Source organism: Streptomyces sp. NBC_00193 (genome assembly GCF_026342735.1).
Taxonomy (GTDB): Bacteria; Actinomycetota; Actinomycetes; order Streptomycetales; family Streptomycetaceae; genus Streptomyces; species Streptomyces stoeckheimensis.
Map to the genome: position 1 here is coordinate 3,419,849 of NZ_JAPEMM010000001.1, position 17,772 is coordinate 3,437,620.

Sequence of the window (17,772 nt, forward strand, 5' to 3'; positions counted from 1 at the left end):
GACGTGGCGAACACAGACACGCTGCCGAGCCGTCCGAGTGCCGAAGGAGGGGCGGGACTGATCTCCCGCGTCTTCATCCATTGGCCCGCCGCTCTGGTGGCCACCGGATCCAAGCGTGCACTCGAACCGTCGGACAGTCTGGTGCCCCCGACGTACGACCACCTGGACCGCGTCACCCCCGCCTTCGAGCGTGCCTGGGCACGGCGGCGCGACCAGAAGGACGGACTGCGCCGGGCCCTGTACGACACCTATCGGCGGCGTTTCTGGTTTGCCGCGTTCGTCTTCTTCGCCTACCAGATCTGCGCCACCCTCGGACCGCTGCTCGTGCGCGAGCTCATCCAGTGGTTCGAGGGAAGCGGCCGGGGGGTGATGAGCCAGGGCCTGCTCATCGCCGCCGCCCTCGGTCTCTTCCACATGGCCGACTCGCTGGCGCACAAGCACCAGTGGTCGGAGGCGTGGAAGACCACACACTCGATCAACGCTCTGCTGCGCACCCAGATCCTGCGCAAATACCTGCGGATGGACCGCGGCGTACGGCTGACGCACCCCGCCGGCGATGTCGTCACCTTCGCGTCCAGGGACTCGCTGAAGGCCGGGCAGCTCGCGTTCTTCCACATGGCGTGGGCGGTGCCGCTCGGCGTCGCGGGCTCCTGCGTGATCCTCTGCGTGCTGCTCGGCTGGGCGGGCCTCGCCGGCCTCGCCGTGCTCATCGGCGGACTCCAGCTGTCGAACATGGCCAACGAGCGCCTGTACGCCGTCGAACCGGACGTCCGCGACGCCAACAGCGTGCGCATCGGTCTCGTCGGCGAGTATCTCGGCGCCATGCGCACCCTGCGCTCGCACAGCTGGGAGGACGTCGCGGAGCGGGCCGTCACCCGCGAGCGCGCCAAGCTGAACGGCCTGCTCGTCGGCCGGCAGAAGCGGCTGGCCACGCTCTACCTGGTCAACGCCGCCACGCCGGTCCTGATGGTCACCGCGACGCTGGTCACCTACGTCGCCCTCGGCGGCCGACTGCACGCCGCCGACGTCTTCGCCGCCATCGCGGTGCTCACGGTGCTCCGCTCCCAGCTGCCCGAACTGGTCCGCTACTTCGATCTGCGCAACGGATGGCGGGTCGCGCTCGGCAAGATCTCCGCCTTCCTCGACGCCCCCGACGCCGACGCCTCCGACGCCTCCGACGTGCCGGCCGCCGGCAGCGAGGCCGGAGCCGCCCATGCACCCGCGGGCACCGTCCAGCTGACGGGAGCCTCCTTCGCCTGGCCCGGAAAGGACGAGCAGGCCACTCCCTGCCTGGAAGACGTCGACCTGCGGATCGCGCCCGGCGAACTCGTCTGCGTCCTCGGCAAGGTCGGCAGCGGCAAGACCGCGCTGCTGGGCGCGCTCGCCGGCACCATGCGTACGCTCTCCGGAACGGCCCGCACCCACGGCAGCACCGTCTACCTGCCGCAGCGGCCCTGGGTCATGCAGGCAAGCGCCGCGGACAACATCCGCTGCTTCGCCCCGCACGACCCCGAGCGGTACGCCGCCGTCCTGCGCGCCACCGCCCTCGACACCGACCTCGCCGCCCTGCCGGCCGGGGACGCGACCGTTCTCGGGGAACGCGGCACCACCCTCTCCGGCGGCCAGCGCCAGCGCATCGCGCTCGCCCGCGCCGCCTACGAGGACGCCGACGTCTACCTCGTCGACGACCCGACCAGCGCCGTCGACGACGCCGTCGCCACCCGGATCATCAACACGCTCTTCTCGGAGGTGCTCGGCGGCCGGACCCGGATCGTCGCCACCCACCGCCTCGACCTCGCCCGGCGCGCCGACCGCGTCGTCGTCCTGGACGGCGGCCGGGTGGTCGCCGTCGGCACCTTCGACGAGGTCCAGGCCCGGATGCCCGAGCTGCTGCCGGAGGCTCACGGCGACGCGGCCGAACGCGCCGCGGCGGAGACCGCCGACGCGGCCGGGGAAGCCACGGAAGCCGAGGCCGGCACGGCGGACGAGACCGCGGAGCCGGTACGGAGCGGCACCGTGCTCCGTGACACCTACCGCGGTTACCTGCGGGTGCTGACCCCCGGCGTGCTGCTCGCCGTCCTGGTCGCCCTGGCCGTGGCCGGACAGAGCATGCTCGGCGCCTCCTCCTTCTGGCTGGGCCGCTGGACCGAGCACACGGACGCGGACACCGTCTGGTACGCCGGTGTCTTCGCGGGCATCGGCCTGCTCACCCTCGTACTCGACCGCACCCTGTTCACCTTCGGTTTCTCGCGCGGCGTCAAGGCCGGCAAGACCCTGCACGACTCGATGCTGACGCGGGTGCTGCGCGCGCCGCTCTCCTTCTTCGAGAAGAACTCCTCCGGCCGCGTCCTGACCCGTTTCTCCGCCGATACCGAGACCATCGACCTCGAACTGCCCGAGTACACGATGGACACCCTCAAGATCGCCGTCGGCATGGTCGTCCCGCTGCTGGCGCTCGCCTTCACCAGCCCGGTCACCGCGATCTTCACCCCGGTCGTCCTGCTGGTCTACCTCCGGTGGCAGCGGCGCACCCGCTCCAGCACGGTCGAGGCCTCCCGCCTGGCCAAGCAGGCGAAGGAGCCGGTGATCGCGCTGCTCACCGAGGCGATCGAGGGCGTCGCCTCCATCGAGGGCCGCGAAGCACGCGTCAAGGGCTACGAGGCCACCTTCCGCGGCCGCGCGCAGGCCGCACACTACGCCGACTACACCGTCAATTCGCTCTCCCGCCACTTCAACCTGCGGCTCGACCTCGTGGGCGCCCTCGTGCTGTTCGGCTATGCCGCGCTGCTCGTCGTCCAGGGCGGCATCGGAGCCGGCTACGCGGGAGTCGGGGTCAGCTTCGTCTACATGCTGATCGAAACGCTGGCCATGAGCCTGATGACCGTACAGATGATGGACCTCGCCCTCGCCAGCTACGAGCGGGTCCACGACTACACGCAGCTCCCGGTCGAGTCCGAGGCGGGTCTGGCCGCGCCCGAGGGCTGGCCGTCCGCCGGTGACATCCGCTTCGAGGACGTCACCCTGCGGTACGCGCCGGGTGCCCCGGCGGCGCTGGACGGCATCACGTTCCACGCTCCCGCCGGACGCAAGACCGGAGTCGAGGGGCGGACCGGCAGCGGCAAGTCGAGCCTGTTCACCGCGCTGCTGCGGATCACCGAGTGCGAGCGCGGCAGGATCCTGATCGACGGCGTCGACATCTCCACCCTGCGCCTGCGCGACCTGCGCTCCCGGATCGAGACCATCCCCCAGGACCCGGTGCTGCTGCCCGGCACGCTGCGGGAGAACCTCGACCCCTACGGCTCCTTCTCCGACGCGGAGCTGGAATCCGCACTGGAGAAGGTGGGCCTCGCCGGCAAGCTGCTCGCCCTGCCGGACGGGCTCGCCCACAACGCCACCTCGGGCGGTGCCCAGCTGAGCACCGGCGAACGCCAACTGCTCTGCCTGGCCCGCGCCCTGCTCAGCCGGGCACGGATCGTCCTCGTCGACGAGGCGACCGCCAACCTCGACGCGGAGACCGACGCGCGCATCCAGCGCACCTTCGAGACGGAACTCAAGGGATGCACCGTTCTCGTCATCGCGCACCGCCGCGATGTCCTGCTCGACGCCGACCGCGTCGTGCGCCTCGACGGCGGCCGCATCGCGCGGATCACCGAAAACGATGACGCGCCCTCCGCGACGGGAGTCCCGGCATGAGCGGCATTCCGGAGCTGACCGCCGACCGGGCCCGGCCCCCCGTGGGACGGCCGGCCGACGGCCGACTCGCCCTCGATCTGGGCGAGGAGCGGACCCACAGGATCGACGGGCTGGCCCGGGCTCACGACACGACACGGTTCGCCGTCCTGCTCACGGCCTATCGGCTGTTGCTCGGCCGCTCCACGGGCACCCGCGGCGTCACCGTCGTCGCCGGGCCCCCCGGAGGCGGTCTGTATCCGGCCCGCTCGGTCTGGGACGACGGTACGACGTTCGCCGCCCTGCTCGACGGTGCCCGCTACGAGCGCTACGAGCGCTACGAGCGCGACGAGCGGGACGACGACGCCGGCACCGCCGCGCCGGGTGCGGTCCTCTTCGTGGCCGGCGGCGGCCCCGACCTGCCGCTGGCCGGCCGGTTCGACCTGGCATGCCTGTGGGACGGGCCGGCGCTCGATGCGGCCGAGCCCCACGGTCTGCTCGCCTACGACACCGACCTGTTCGACCGGGCGACCGCCGAGCGGTTCCGCGGGCACTACCTGGCCCTGATCGACTCCGCCGTCACCACACCCGGCGTGCCGGTCCGCGACCTCACCCACACCACCCCAGAGGAGCGCGAACTCCTCACCGCATGGGGCCGGCGGCCCGCCGAGACCAGTGCGCGCACCGTCGTGGAGACCTTCCGCGCCCAGGCCGAGAAGACTCCCGACGCCGTCGCGCTCCACTTCGCCGACGGGACGCTCGACTACGGCGCACTCCAGGAGCGCGCCACCGAGCTCGCCGAGCGGCTCGCCGGTCACGGCGTCACCCCCGAGAGCGTGGTCGGACTCGCCATGGAGTCCTCCGCCGCGCTGGTCACCGCCATGATCGCCGTACTGGCCACCGGCGCCGCATATCTTCCGCTGGACCCGGGCCATCCCGACGCCCGCCTCGCCCACATGCTGGCGGACAGCGGCGCCTGTCTGGTCCTGGCCGACCGGGACCTCGCCTTCGCCGGCGACGTCCCGGTCCTGCGCACGGACACGACCCCCGCGGCCGGCGGGGTACGCCCCTTCGCGGGCCCGCTCCCCGTCCCGCACCCGGACCAGCGCGCCTGCGTGCTCTACACGTCCGGTTCCACCGGTCGTCCCAAGGGTGTGGCCATCACCCACCGCGGCATCGTGCGCCTGGTCCACGACGCCGCGTACCTCGGGCTCGGCCCGTCCGACGTGGTCGCCCAGGTCGCCAACACCTCCTTCGACGCGGCCACCTTCGAGATCTGGGGGGCCCTGCTGAACGGCGCCCGGCTCGTCGGCGTCGCCAAGGACGACGTCCTCGCACCCGAGCGCCTGCGCCGGCGGATCGCCGAGCACGGTGTCACCGCCATGCTGCTCACCACGGTCCTCGCCAACCGCTGCGCAGAGCACGACCCGGCCATGTTCGCCCCGCTGCGCACCCTGTTCTTCGGCGGCGAGGCCGCCGACACCCGCCGGGTGACCGCCCTGCGGCAAGCCAATCCCGGGCTGCGCCTGGTCAACGCGTACGGCCCCACCGAGGGCACCACCATCGCCGCCGTCCACGCCGTGTCCGCCATCCCGCCCGAGGGCTCCCGGCTGCCGATCGGCCGGCCGATCGCCGACACCCGGCTCCATGTGCTCGACCCGTGGGGCCGCGAAGCCGGCATCGGTGTGCCCGGCGAGCTCCACCTCGGCGGTGCGGGCCTCGCCCGCGGCTACGTCGGACGGCCGGACCTCACCGCCGAGCGCTTCGTCCCCAGCCCCTTCGGCCACGGCGAGCGGCTCTACCGCACCGGTGACATCGTGCGGTGGCGCGAGGACGGGGAACTGGAGTACCTCGGCCGCGCCGACTCCCAGATCAAGATCCGCGGGGTGCGCATTGAACCCGAGGAGATCGCCGGGGCCCTGATCGACCTCCCGGCCGTACGGGCCGCCGTCGTCGACGTGCGTGGCGAGGGCGAGGACCGCCGTCTCGTCGGCTACGTCACCACACACGATGGCCTCCCGGCCGACCCGGCGGCGTTGCGTGCCGGCCTCGCCGCCCGGCTGCCCGCCGCCATGGTCCCGTCCTGGTACGTGACCCTCCCCGAACTGCCGGTCACCCCGAACGGCAAGGTGGACCGCCGAGCCCTCCCGGAGCCGACGGCCGGCGACCGCGTCCAGGCCGCCGAGCACGTCGCCCCGCGCGACGGCGTCGAGGAAACCGTCGCGCTGGTCTGGGCCGAACTGCTCGGCTTGCCCGAGGTCTCCGTCCACGACGACTTCCTCGCTCTCGGCGGTCACTCGATCCTGGCCACCCAGGCCGTCGCCCGGGTCGCGGAACGGCTCGGCGTGGAACTCGGCGTCCGCGACCTGTTCGAGGCCCCCACCGTGGCGCGGTTCGCCGCCCGCGCCGCCGACGCCCCCCGGGCCGCCGCGCACACCTCCGTACCGCGCCTGGGATCCGGGCCGCACCCGCTCTCCTTCGCGCAGCAGCGACTCTGGTTCCTCGACCGTCTCACCCCGGGGAGCGCGCTCTACAACGTGCCCCTCGTCCTGGAGGTCACCGGCCCGCTCGAACCGGCGGCGCTGCGCACCGCCCTTTGGCGGCTGCTCGACCGTCACGAGGCGCTGCGCACTCGCTTCGCCGGTGGGGACAGCGAGCCCCACCAGGTCGTCGACGAGGCCGCCGACCGCCTCGACGTCACCGAACTCGCGCACCTTCCCGAAGCCGTCCGCGCACGCGAGGCGGACCGGCTCGCCCGCGAGGAGGCAGAGCGCCCCTTCGATCTCGCCACCGGACCCCTCTTCCGGGCCCGCCTGCTGCGGCTGGCCGAGGACCGTGCCCACCTGCTGCTGACGATGCACCACACGGTCTTCGACGGCTGGTCTGTGGGCGTACTGGTCCGCGATCTCGGCGCGCTCTACGCGTCCGCCGTCGAGGGCGGCCGGTCCGCCCTGGCCCCGCTGCCCGTCCGGTACGCGGACTACGCCGCATGGCAGCGCGAACACCTGGCCGGCGAGGCCGGTGAGCGGCAGCTCGGCTACTGGCGCGAGCGGCTGCGCGACGCGCCGCCCGCGCTGGACCTGCCCGTCGACCGCGCCCGCCCGGCCGTGCCCCGGCACCGGGGCGACAGCTTCCCGGTGCGGCTCGGACCGGAGCTCACCCGCCGCCTGGACGAGGTGTGCCGCACCTACGGGGTGACCAGGTTCATGGTCCTGATGGCGGTGTTCCAGCTGCTGCTGGGCCGCTACTCGGACACGCGCGACGTCAGCGTCGGGACGCCGGTCTCCGGCCGGGTGCGGCCCGAGTTCGAGGAACTGGTCGGGTTCTTCGTCAACACGCTGGTGATCCGTACCCGCTGGGAGGAGGAGCTGACCTTCGCCGCCCTGCTCGGGAGGGTCAGGGAGGTCACGCTCGGCGCGTACACCCACCAGGACGTGCCGTTCGAGCAGGTGGTCGAGGCGGTCCGGCCGCCGCGCCAGGCCGGCCGGACACCGCTGTTCCAGGTGATGCTGGCGATGCAGAACGTGCCGCGGACGAGCACTGCCCTGGCCGGGCTCGACGTGACCGTGTACGAGTCGGCCGTCCGCGTCGCCAAGTTCGACCTCACCGTGGTCTGGGACGAAGGCACGCTGCCCTCCGGCGCCCTCGACGGATACCTCGAGTACGACGTCGATCTGTTCGACCGGGCGACCGCCGAGCGGCTCGCCGGGCACTATCTCGGCTTGCTGGAGGCAGCGCTGGGCGCACCCCAGACCCCGCTGCGCGGGCTGCCCACCCTGAGCGGGCAGGAGACCACGGATCTGGTCGGAGCGGCCGACCGCGCTCCACGGCCCGCCGGGGAAGCGGTCCGGCCGGTGCACGAGCTGATCCGCGCGGTCGCCGCCGCCCGGCCCGACCAGCCCGCGATCAGCCAGGGCGGCCTGACCCTCACCCATGCCGAACTCGATGAGCGGTCCGACCGGATCTGCGCGTTCCTGCGCGCCCGGGGCATCGGTCACGGTGCCACCGTCGTCGTCCGGCTCGAGCGCACCCCGCTCTGGCCGGCCGCCCTGCTCGGCATCCTCAAGGCCGGCGCGACGTACGTGCCGACCGACCCGCACGCGCCGCAGCGGCGCTTCGAGGCCATGCTCGGCGACGCTCGTGCAGCCCTCGTCCTCGGCTCGCACGAAGACACCCCGCCGACCGGTACGACGGTGCCCTTCGCCGCCGTGGAGGACGCCCTGCGAGAGACCGCCGCGCAGGCACCGGAGCCCGCCGCGACCGTCCACCCGCAGACCCCCGCGTACGTGCTCTACACCTCCGGCACCACCGGACGGCCCAAGGGAGTCGTCGTCAGCCACGCGAACCTCGCGCACACCATTCAGGCGGTCGCCGACCGCTACGGAGTCGGGCCGCGGGATCGCGTGCTGCAGTTCGCGGCGCTCACTTTCGACGTGGCCGCCGAGGAGCTGTTCTCCGCGCTCGTCCGGGGCGCCACGGTCGTCCTGCCGCCGGCCGGGCCGGTGCCCGGCATCGACGAACTGACCTCGCTCGTACAGGGCGAACAGCTCACGGTGCTCAACCTGCCCGCCTCCTACTGGCACGAGTGGGTGGCCGTGATCGACCGGTTCCCGCCCTCCTCCTGCCCGGCCCTGCGGCTGGTCGTCACCGGCAGCGAACGCGTCGACGGCGGCAGGCTCGCCCTCTGGCAGGCAGCCGCGCCCGGCCATGTCCGCTGGCTGAACGCCTACGGCCCCACCGAGGCCACCATCACCGCCACCCTGTACGAGCCGGACCGCGCCGCCCTGGGGCCCGGCTCCGGCAGGCCGGCCGACGCGACCGTCCCCATCGGCCGTCCACTGCCCGGCGTGCGCGCCTACGTGCTCGACGCCGAGCTGCGGCCCGTCCCGACCGGGGTCCCCGGCGACCTCTATCTGGCCGGCGAAGGCGTCGCCCAGGGCTACCTCGGCGACCCGGCCCGTACCGCCGCGGTCTTCCTGCCCGACCCGTGGGGCCGCCCCGGCGCACGCATGTACGCCACCGGAGACCGTGCCCGGCACGCCACCGACGGAGAACTGGAGTTCCTCGGCCGCAGCGACGACCAGATCAAACTGCGAGGCTTCCGGATCGACCTCGGAGAGATCGAAGCGGCCCTCGCCGCCCACCCGGACGTCCGCGACTCCGCCGCACTCCTGCGCGAGGACACCCCCGGCCGGCCCCAACTGGTCGGCTACATAGCCGTCGACAGTGGCGCCGTACCACCGGACCTCCGGGCCCACCTCGCGGAGCGGCTGCCCGGCTACATGGTGCCGAGTGCCGTCGTGCCCCTCGGCCGGCTGCCGCGCGGCGAGCGCGGCAAGACCGACCGCCGCGCCCTCCCCGCGCCCGCTCCGGCCGCTGAGGTCCCCGGCGCCCCGCGGCCCGGCGACCGGCCCGAGACCGAACTCGGGCGGACCGTCGCCGCCGTCTGGCGCGAGGTACTCGGCTCCGAACACATCGGCGCCGACGACAACTTCTTCGATCTCGGCGGACACTCCCTGCTCATCCTGCGGGTGCAGGCCCAGCTGACCGAGGCGCTGGGCCGCGACATTCCCGTGGTGGACCTGTTCCGGTACGCGACGGTGCGCACACTCGCGCGGCACCTCGCCGACGGTGACGGACCCCGGCCGGCCGGAGGTGCCGCAGGGCGCCGCCGCGCCGCGGAACGAAAGCTGCAACAAGGCTCGCGCACGCCGCGCAGGCGCTCGCTCGCTCCCCGAAACACTGGAGACAAAAGATGATTGACGACAACTCGATGCCGGCCGACGCCATCGCGGTCGTCGGGATGGCCCTGCGCGTCCCGGGCGCCGGCACCCCGGAGCAGTTCTGGGAGAACCTGCGCAATGGCGTGGAATCCATCAAGTTCTTCACCGACGAGGAATTGCTCGCCGCCGGGGTGGCCGCCCAGGACCTCGCCGATCCTGCCTATGTGAAGGCGTTCGGCGCCCTGGAAGGTGCCGGCGACTTCGACCCGCGCTTCTTCGGGTTCTCCCCGCGCGAGGCGCAGATGCTCGATCCGCAGCACCGCCTCTTCCTCGAATGCGCCTGGCACGCTCTGGAGCACGCTGGCTGTCCCGCCGACCCCGAAACCACCGTCACCGGCGTGTACGCCGGCGTGGGCGAGAGTTCCTACCTGCACCACAACCTCCTTGCCAACGAGGGCCTGGTCGAGCGCATCGGCGCCTTCCAGACCGGCCTCGGCAACGACAAGGACTTCATGCCGACCCGGGTGTCGTACAAGCTCGACCTGCGCGGCCCCAGCGTCAGCGTCCAGACCGGCTGCTCAACCTCGCTGGTCGCCGTCCACCTGGCCTCGCAGGCGCTGATCAACGGCGAGTGCGACCTCGCACTCGCCGGCGGTGCGACCGTCAACGCCCTGCAGCAGCAGGGCTACCGGTACGAGGAGGGCGGTGTCCTGTCGCCCGACGGACACTGCCGGGCCTTCGCCGACGAGGCCGGCGGCGCCGTGCCCGCCAGCGGCGCCGGCGTCGTCGTCCTCAAGCGTCTCGACAACGCCCTCGCCGACGGAGACGTGATCCACGCCGTCATCCGCGGCACCGCCATCAACAACGACGGCTCGCGCAAGGTCGGCTTCACCGCCCCCAGCATCGAGGGGCAGGCCGACGCGGTCGCCGAAGCCCTCTCCGTCGCCGACGTGGACCCGGCCACCATCACCTACGTCGAGGCCCACGGCACCGGCACCCGGATCGGTGACCCGATCGAAGTGGCGGCCCTGCACCAGGCCTTCGGGAACACCGGGCCGGACCACCACTGCGCCCTCGGCTCGGTCAAGACCAACATCGGCCATCTGGACACCGCCGCCGGTGTCGTCGGTCTGATCAAGGCCACGCTGGCGCTGCGCGCCCGCGAACTGCCGCCGTCGCTGCACTGCGCCACCCCCAACCCCGGCCTCGCCCTCACCGACGGGCCCTTCTACGTCAACACCGAACTCGTGCCGTGGCCGGGTGACGTGCTGCGCGCCGGAGTCAGCTCCTTCGGGATCGGCGGCACCAACGCTCACGTGGTCCTGGAGGAGGCGCCGCAGTCCTCTCCCGCCGGGCCGGGGCGCGGACGGCACGTCCTGCCCCTCTCGGCCGCCACGCCCACCGCGCTCGCCGCCGCGGCCGCGGAACTCGCCGACCATCTGCGCGCCCGCCCGCAGGAGCGCCTCGACGACGTGGCGTACACCTTGCAGCGCGGCCGCCGTACCCTGCCGTACCGGCGCTTCGTGGTGGCCGGCAGCATCCAGGAGGCGGCCGAGGCGCTGACCGGGCCCGTCCCGGCACACCCCGCCGAGCCCGAGACGGACCGGGACCGCGAGGTCGTCCTCACGTTCCCCGGGCAAGGCGCACAGCGCATCGGCATGGGCCGCGCCCTGTACGAGCGCGAGCCGGTCTTCCGCGCGGAGGTCGACCGCGCCTGCGAGATCCTCCTGCCGCTCCTCGGCGAGGACCTCCGCGGCCTGCTGTACCCCGGCGAGGCGGACCGGGAGAGCGCCCAGGAGAAGATCGGGCGGACCGAGTACGCGCAGCCCGCCCTCTTCGTCGTGGAGTACGCCCTCGCCACGCTGTGGGAATCCTGGGGCATCCGCCCCGCGGCCATGCTCGGCCACAGCCTCGGCGAGCTCGTCGCCGCATGCCTGGCGGGCGTCGTGTCCTACGAGGACGCGCTGCGCCTGGTCGCCGTACGAGGGCGGCTGATGCAGGAAGCGCCCGCCGGCGCCATGGTGGCGGTGCCACTGCCGGAGGAGGAGGTCACGCCGGTCCTGGGCACCGATGTGGTCATCGCTGCGGTGAACGGACCGCGCGCGTGCGTCGTGTCCGGCCCCTTCGAGGCCGTCGAGGCCGTCGAGGCCCGCCTGGCCGAGCGCGGGGTCACCACCAAGCGGCTGCACACCTCGCACGCTTTCCACTCCCCGATGATGGACGGCGCCGCCGACGCGTTCGAGGCGGAGGTCGCACGCGTCGGGCTGACGGCGCCGCGGATTGCGTTCGTGTCCAATGTGACCGGCACGTGGATCACGGACGAGGAGGCCACCAGTCCGGCCTACTGGGCGCGCCAACTGCGCTCCACGGTGCGGTTCGGCGACGGCCTGCGCACGGTGTGCGACGGGGACACGACGCTGCTGGAGGTCGGCCCGGGACGCGTCCTGACGAGCCTCGCACGCGGGGGGAACGACGTGCACGGGGCGATCGCCTCGCTCCCGTCGGCCACCCCTGACGCCGACGCCGAACAGGAGGTGCTGACCGCCGCCGGCGAGCTGTGGCGCCTGGGAGCGCCGCTCGCCTGGGACGCGCTGCACGGCGAGGAGACACCGCACCGCACCGTGCTCCCGACGTACCCCTTCGAACGCGAGCGGTGCTGGATCGACCCGCCGCGAAGCACCCGCACGGCGCGTGCGAACCCGGACGGGCTGGCGGTGCGCGGCTTCCGCCGGACGGGTCCGGCGACCCCCGTGGTCGCGCGGGGCGGCACGGCGCCGGCCGCGTGGCTGGTCGTCGCGGACGAGGCGGGCGCCCTCCACGGCCTCGCGGAGCGCCTGCGCGGCACGGACCGCCGGGTGGTCGAGGTCCCGGCGGGTGCCGGTGCCGTCGCCGCCGAGGACGACTGCGCCCGGCTCCTCGCATCCGCCTTCCCCGCGGAAGAGCGGATCGCGGGCGTGATCCACGCGGGGCTGCTCGGCACGGGTGACGAGGCCCAGGCCTGCCGTGCGCCGGAGGAGCTGGAGGCGCTGGAGAGCGCCCTCGCGGCACGCGGCGACGAGGGTGCACGGCTCGTCGCCGTGGTGTCGGGCGCGCTCGACGTCACCGGTGAGGAACCGCTCGTACCCGGAAAGGACGCGCTGACCGTGTGGGCCCGCTCGGGCCGGCCGGGCCTGCGGATGCTCCTCGACGTGCCCGCACCCGGGACTGCCGCAGCCGTCCGCCGACTGACCGGCGCGCTGCTCGCGGAGATCGACGGCACGACCGAGGAGGCTGTGGTCGCGTTCCGCGGCGTGCACCGCTTCGTGCCCGGGCTGGAGCCCCTGAACCCGGCACCGGGCACCACCACCGCCCGGCACACCGGTGCGTCCTACGCGTCGGTGGGCGACGAGCGGATCGCGGCCGCCTTCGCCCGGGCCCTGTCGGACGCGGGCGCCACGGTGACCCCGTTGTCCGCCGCCCAGGACCCCGCGGCCCCGGCCACCGTCCTCGTACTGCTCGACGCGTGCGCGCCGCGGCACCAGGTACTGGAGACACTGGAGCGCGCCACGGCGGCCATCGCCCGGATCCCCGAGGGCGTCGTACGCGCCTGCGAGGTCCACCTCGTGGGCGACGCCGCACTGGAGCCGTCCCGCTCGCTCGTCGCCGCCCGTGTCGAGACACTGGTCGCGCTCGCGCGCCGCGAGTCCGACATCCCGTGGAGCGGCTTCGTGTGGTCGCACGCGGATCCCGCCACTGCCGAACGGAGGGCCGCCCGCGTGGTGGGCGCCGCTCCCGGCAGCTGCCAGGCGGTCGTGGAACCGCCGGCCGAGCTCGCGCAGGACTCCGCACCCGCCGCGCCGGACGCCACCCCCGGGTCCCGCCCGGAGTACGCCGACGACACCGAGCGTCAGATCGCCGCGATCTTCACAGACCTCCTCGGCGTGCCGGACATCGCACCGGACACCAACTTCTTCGAACTCGGCGGACACTCCCTGCTCGCGGCGCAGTTCGTCGCGCAGGTCCGTACGGTCTGCGGCGCCGAGATCCCGCTGCGCGCCTTCGTCACCGAGCCGACGATCCACGGGCTGGCCACCGCTGTGCGCACCGCGCTTGCCGAGGCCGGGGACACCCTGCTGGAGGCGCTGCCGGCCATCGACCCTGACCCCGCGAACGAGGGTGTGCCCTTCCCGCTGACGGACGTCCAGCAGGCTTACTGGATCGGCCGTACGGGTGTCTTCGACATCGGCAACGTCGGCATGCACGGGTACGAGGAGTTCGACGTCCAGGACCTGGACCTGCCCCGCATGCAGGGGGCGTTCCGCCGACTCATCCAGCGTCACGGCATGCTCCGCGCCATCGTGCTCCCGCACGGCGAGCAGCAGATCCTGACCGACGTCCCCGACTACGTCATCGAGGCGGAGGACCTGCGCGGGCTGCCCGGGAACGAGGTGCACGCGGCGCTCGAAAGCACCCGCGCGGCCATGTCCCACCAGAACTTCGAGGCCGACCGCTGGCCGCTGTTCGAACTGCGCGCCTCGGTCCTCGACCACGACCGCACCCGGCTGCATTACAGCATCGACGGCCTGGTCACCGATGCCCGGGCCTCCAATGTCCTGCTGCGTGAACTCGCCCACCTCTACGAGCACCCGGACGTCGAACTCCCCGCGCTGGAACTGTCCTTCCGCGACTACGTGCTGGCGGAGAAGGGATTGGAGTCCTCGGAGCTGTACCGCCGTGCGGAGACCTACTGGAAGGACCGGATCCCCGGCCTGGCGACCGCCCCGGAGCTGCCGCTGGCCTGCGACCCGCGCACCGTCGAGTCCCCGTGCTTCAAGCGGGTGGAGGGCAAGCTGCCCCGGGAGACCTGGGAGCGCGTCAAGGGACGGGCGTCGCGGCGGGGCATCACCCCCACCGCACTGCTCCTGGCCGCCTACGGCGCGGCGCTGGCCACCTGGTCGAAGAACCGCCGCTTCACGCTCAACCTGCCCATGGCGAACCGGCTTCCCCTCCACGCGGAGGTCGACGCCATCGTCGGTGACTTCACCTCGGTGACGCTGCTGGAGGTCGACGCGGCGAGCGAGGCCACCTTCGAGGCGCGTGCCTGCGCCGTGCGGGACCAGCTCATCACCGACATCGACCACCGTGTGTTCAGCGGTGTCCGCGTCATCCGCGAGATGAAGAAGACGCGCGGCGATGCGGCGGCAGCCATGCCGGTCGTGTTCACGAGCCTCTTCCTCGACCACGGTCAGGACACCCCGATCGGCGAGGTGGCGTACAGCATCTCGCAGACCCCGCAGGTCTGGATCGACGCGCAGGTCTACGAGGTGGACGGCGCCCTTGCCTTCGACATCGACGCGGTCGAACAGCTCTTCCCCGAGGGCCTGGTCGCCGCGATCCACGCCGCCACCCTGGAACTGCTGCGGTGGCTCGCGGCGGACGAGGAGAACTGGAGCCGGCCGGCGCCCCTGCTCGTCCCGCCCGCCGAACTGGCGGAGCGGGAGGCGTACAACCGGACCGGGGGCCCGCTGCCGGCGGGGCTGCTGCACGCGCCGTTCTTCACCACGGCGGCCCTGACGCCCGAGCGCACCGCTGTCGTCACCCCCGGCCGCACCCTCAGCTACGGGGAACTCGCCTCGCGGGCCGGTGGCATCGCCCGGCGGCTGACCGGCCTCGGCGTGCGCCCCAACGACCTGGTCGCCGTCGTGATGGAGAAGGGCTGGGAACAGTGCGCAGCCGTGCTCGGCATCCTCGCCGCGGGCGCCGCGTACCTGCCCATCGACCCGGAACTGCCCGACGAGCGCGTCCGGCTCCTGCTCGATCACGGACAGGCGCGCGCGGTCCTCACCCAGGGCCGGGTCGCACAGGACAGGCAGGACCGCTTCGACGGCGTACGGGCCGTGTTCCGGGTCGATGAACTCCCCCTGGAGGAAGGCGCGGCCGACGGTCTGCGGCTGGACGGTCCCGCCACACCGGGTGATCTCGCGTACGTCATCTTCACCTCGGGTTCGACCGGGCTCCCGAAGGGCGTGATGATCGACCACCGCGGCGCCCTGAACACGGTCGTCGACATCAACGACCGCTTCGGTGTCGGGGCGGACGACCGGGTCCTGGCCCTGTCCTCGCTGAGCTTCGACCTGTCGGTGTACGACGTCTTCGGCCCGCTGGCGGTCGGCGGTGCCGTCGTCATGCCGGACGCGCGGGCGCACCGCGACCCGGCGGCGTGGCTCGATCTACTGGAAACGTCCCAGGTCACCCTCTGGAACTCCGTGCCGGCTCTGATGGAACTGCTCGTCGAGCACATGAGTGTCAAGGAGGCGACCAGCACGGCGCTGCGGCTCGTGATGCTCAGCGGCGACTGGCTGCCCGTCACGCTGCCGGCACGCATCCGGCAGGCCCTCGGCGCCCCCGAGGTCGTCAGCCTCGGCGGTGCGACGGAGGCATCGATCTGGTCCATCCTCTACCCGATCGGTGAGGTGCCCGCGGACTGGCCGAGCATCCCGTACGGCCGGCCGATGCGGAACCAGACGTTCCATGTCCTTGACGAGGCGCTCCGGCCCCGCCCGACCGGGGTGCCGGGCGAGCTCTACATCGGCGGCGTGGGTCTGGCCCAGGGCTATCTGGGCGACGAGGCCAAGACGAAGGCCGGCTTCATCCTCCACCCGGAGACCGGACAGCGCCTCTATCGGACCGGAGACCTCGGACGCTTCCTGCCGAGCGGTGACATCGAGTTCCTCGGCCGCGAGGACTTCCAGGTCAAGGTGCAGGGCTACCGCATCGAACTCGGTGAGATCGAGGCCGCGATCACGCAGCATCCGGACATCCGGGCAGCGGTGACCGTGGTCCAGGGGGAGCCGCGCGGTGCGAAGCGGCTGGTCGCCTTCGTCGTCCCGCAGGCCGCGCACGATGTTCCGAAGGACCTCCGCGACTTCCTCGGTACGAAGCTGCCCCGCTACATGGTGCCGGACGTCTACGTAGAGATCGGCGCCCTGCCGCTCACGGCGAACGGAAAGGTCGACCGGCGAGCGCTGGTGGTACCCGAGCACGTGGCCGAGGAGGCGGCGCCGCCCTACGAGGCCCCGCGCACACCGGTCGAGGAGATCGTCGCCGAGGTCTGGGCGAGCATGCTCGAGATCGAGCGCGTCGGCATCAACGACAACTTCTTCGCCCTCGGCGGGGATTCGCTCATGGCCATGCGCGCGGTGGTCCACCTGCGCAAGGCGCTCGGCACCGAACTGCCGATCCGCGTCCTGTTCGACAGCCAGACGCTGGAGGACACCGCCCTCGTCGTCGAGGACCACCTCCTCGCCGAGATCGAGGAACTGTCCGAAGAAGAAGCTCAGGCCCTGCTCACCGACTGAGCCGATGAGTCATGGAGACCTCAAAGTGAACCGAACCGCACACCTGCGCGCGGCGCGCGCCCACGGCTGGATCGTGGGCGCGCGGCGCCCGGCCGCACCGTCCGTCCGTCTCTTCTGCCTCCCGTACGCCGGAGGCGGGGCCTCGGCCTACGCCGCGTGGCCCGCCCTCTTCCCGGACGACGTCGAAGTCTGCCCGGTCGAACTGCCCGGCCGGCAGACCCGCTGGAGCGAAAGCGCCTTCGACCAGGCCGAGCTGCTCGTCGAGGCGCTCGCCACGGCGCTGGCCGGCGAAACCGACGTCCCCTACGCGCTCTTCGGGCACAGCATGGGCGCCCTGCTGGCGTTCGAACTGGCCCGGGCGCTGCGCAGGCGCGGCGCCGACGAGCCGCGCGTCCTCTTCGTCTCCGGCGGCCCGGCACCCCAGCTCCGGCGCAGGCTCCAGCAGATCCACGACCAGCCGGACGAGGTCGTGATGGCCAGGCTGCGCGAACTGGGCGCCGTCCCGGAGGACGTGTTCGCCGAACCGGAACTGCTCGAACTGCTGATGCCGACGATCCGCGCGGACTTCTCGGTCGTCGAGACGTACGTTCACCGGCCCGGGCCACCGCTCGGGTGCCCTGTCGTGGCCTTCGCCGGAACGGAGGACCGGGAGGTGCCGGCCGACCAGGTGGCCCCTTGGCACGAGCAGACGACGGGCGGCTTCATCCACCATGTCCTGCCCGGCGACCACTTCTTCCTGCACAGCGCGCGGACCGCGCTCCTGGACACGGTCCGCGCCGCGCTGACGGCCACCGCCGGGCGACCGCCAGGGGCCGCGGGGCACGCCCGGCCGACCTGGTGAACCGACGTAAACGAAAGGGACGATGATGAACACGACCGAGGTCTCCGGCCTGACGGCTCCCCTGTGCTGCGCCCACCTCATTTCCTGGCACGACGGTCCGCGCACGGCTCGGACTGCCGCCTTCGCCACCCGCGCGGGCCTTCCGGCCGAAGCCTCGACCCCGAAGTCCGCGACAGCGGTCGAACCTCCGGCCGGGGTGTGA

Annotated in this window: 5 protein-coding genes; all 5 read left to right on the forward strand. The window is 72.9% G+C overall.

Translation table 11 applies throughout. The features are described from left to right. The first annotated feature begins 3 nt into the window (after nt 1-3). From OG898_RS15275 to OG898_RS15295, 5 genes are read left to right on the forward strand one after another with little or no spacing between them, the layout of a single operon-like run. Nucleotides 4-3,693, forward strand: a complete 3,690-nt coding sequence (locus OG898_RS15275) for an ATP-binding cassette domain-containing protein (protein ID WP_266957403.1) — start codon at nt 4-6, stop codon at nt 3,691-3,693. Beyond that, nucleotides 3,690-9,428: a non-ribosomal peptide synthetase gene (locus OG898_RS15280; RefSeq protein WP_266957405.1), complete on the forward strand. Its 5,739-nt coding sequence runs from the start codon at nt 3,690-3,692 to the stop codon at nt 9,426-9,428. The genes OG898_RS15275 and OG898_RS15280 overlap by 4 nt, the downstream gene beginning before the upstream one ends. Next, nucleotides 9,425-16,729, forward strand: a complete 7,305-nt coding sequence (locus tag OG898_RS15285) for a non-ribosomal peptide synthetase/type I polyketide synthase (protein WP_266957407.1) — start codon at nt 9,425-9,427, stop codon at nt 16,727-16,729. The genes OG898_RS15280 and OG898_RS15285 overlap by 4 nt, the downstream gene beginning before the upstream one ends. A gap of 25 nt (nt 16,730-16,754) precedes the next feature. Continuing rightward, nucleotides 16,755-17,570, forward strand: a complete 816-nt coding sequence (locus OG898_RS15290; protein ID WP_266957409.1) for a thioesterase II family protein — start codon at nt 16,755-16,757, stop codon at nt 17,568-17,570. Between the two features lie 25 nt (nt 17,571-17,595). Then, a complete protein-coding gene (locus OG898_RS15295) occupies nt 17,596-17,772 on the forward strand; it encodes a hypothetical protein (RefSeq protein ID WP_266957411.1) in 177 nt (58 codons plus the stop codon).

Excerpts from the sequence above, each read along its gene's own strand:
- OG898_RS15280 (WP_266957405.1), top strand. The coding sequence starts at position 3,690 with ATGAGCGGCATTCCGGAGCTGACCGCCGACCGGGCCCGGCCCCCCGTG.
- OG898_RS15285 (WP_266957407.1), top strand. The coding sequence starts at position 9,425 with ATGATTGACGACAACTCGATGCCGGCCGACGCCATCGCGGTCGTCGGG.
- OG898_RS15295 (WP_266957411.1), top strand. The coding sequence starts at position 17,596 with ATGAACACGACCGAGGTCTCCGGCCTGACGGCTCCCCTGTGCTGCGCC.